Genomic DNA, 1850 nt, shown 5'->3' with positions numbered 1-1850 from the left:
CTCGAAACCATTGTTGTAGTCGTGGCCGCTCACCGCAACGATAAACGGCCGCTTGGCGGGGAAAATCCGGTCTGCGGTATAAACGGTTTATAATTCCCGACCGTAGCGGTCTGATCGATACGTATGTGAATGAATCTCAATAGCGGTAGAGAGCTACTCCTCGGTCGCTCGATCCTGTAAATCCGTGCGCTGGATCTTGCCGGTCGTGGTCTGCGGAAGTTCGGCGACGAACTCGATTCGGCGGGGATACTCGTACTTGGCTAGGTCGTCCCGGACGAGAGTGCGTATCTCCTCCCGGAGCGACTCGTCCCCATCGACGCCGGAGGTGGGTTGGACGAACGCCGCGATTATCTCGCCGCGCGTCCCGTCCGGGACGCCGACGACGCCGACCTGTTCGACGGACGGGTGTTCGAGGATCGCTTTCTCGATTTCCCCGGGACCGACTCGATACCCGCTGGTGATGATGAGGTCGTCGTCGCGCGATTTGAACCAGATGTAATCGTCCTCGTCCTGCACCGCGAGATCTCCCGTGAGGTGCCAGTCGCCGACGCGAACCGACTCGGTCCGCTCCGGTTCGTTCCAGTACTCCTCGAATATCGCTGGTTCGGTAGGGTTTCTGACCGCTATTTGGCCGACCTCGCCGCGCGGTAGTTCCGTCCCCGTCTCGGGGTCCACGATGGCGATGTCGTGGCCCGGAACGGGTTTTCCCATGCTCCCCGGTTTCGCCTCGAACCAGTCGTGACAGTTGGCGACCAGCAGGTTCGCCTCCGTCTGGCCGTACAGTTCGTTCACCGTGACGCCCGCCAGTTCCTCCTCGGCCCACGCGAGGATTTCCGGGGTCAGCGGTTCGCCGCCGGTGCTGATGGAATCGAGGTCGAGGTCGTAGGCGTCGGTCGGGTCGGACACCTCCATCATCATGCGAATGGCCGTCGGTGGGATGAACGCGTCCGTGACGCCGAACTCCTCCGCGATTTCGAACGCTTCCCCGGCGTCGAACTTCCCCATCGGATAGCCGACGACGGGGCGGCCGTAGTGCCACGACGGATACAGCAGGTCGCCAAGCGCGCCGATCCACGCCCAGTCGGCGGGCGTCCACGCCACCGTCTTCCCGACCACGTCCCGTTCGAACACCATCTAGTACGTCGGGCAGTGGCCGATCCAGACGTGGTGTCCGTGGAGCGCACCTTTCGGCGGCCCGGTGCTCCCGCTCGTGTACATGACGATGGCGGGCGTTTCCGGCGTCGTCTCGGCGATGTCGAACGAGCGTGCTCCGTCCCGCAGGAGGTCCTCGAAGTCGATTGCATCACCCTCGGCGTCGCCGTCCACCTCGACGACGTGGTCGAGGTCGGGACAGTCGTCCCTGACGTCCGCGAGCGTCGGTCGGACCGATGCGTCCACGACGGCGACCATCGCGCCGCTGTCGTCGAGTCGGTAGCCGAGCGATTCGGACCCGAACAGCACCGACAGCGGTATCGATATCGCGCCGAGTTTCCAGCACGCCAGATGGGTGATGGGGTTGGCCGGTTTCTGGGGAACGGCGACCGCGACCCGGTCGCCGAAGCCGACGCCGAGATTCGAGAGGGCGTTCGCAACACGGTTGGACAGCACGTCGATGTCGTGGAACGTGTACGTCTCCCGCCGCCCGTCCGGGTAGGCCTGAAAGAGCGCCACGGAACCTTTCGGGTCGTCGTGTTTCCGGAGCAGGTCGTCCGCGATGTTGAACGACTCGGGCAGGTCCCACGAGAAGTTCTCGCGGGTCGTTTCGTACGTGTCGTCGAGCGTGACGTACTTCGGCATGGTAACTGCTTACACGCACGGGACTATCTAATCCAAGGTTCACATGTCACGGT

General features: G+C 63.5%; 1 pseudogene. It reads right to left on the bottom strand.

Going from position 1 to position 1850, the window contains the following annotated elements:
• Positions 1-153: 153 nt before the first annotated feature.
• A pseudogene (locus WBV42_RS10595) lies at positions 154-1797 on the bottom strand (AMP-binding protein).
• Positions 1798-1850: the final 53 nt, after the last annotated feature.

The organism is Haladaptatus sp. (assembly GCF_049589095.1).
GTDB lineage: Archaea > Halobacteriota > Halobacteria > Halobacteriales > Haladaptataceae > Haladaptatus.
Note: the sequence above shows the minus strand (reverse complement) of the source record. Positions and strands in the feature narration are given on the sequence as shown.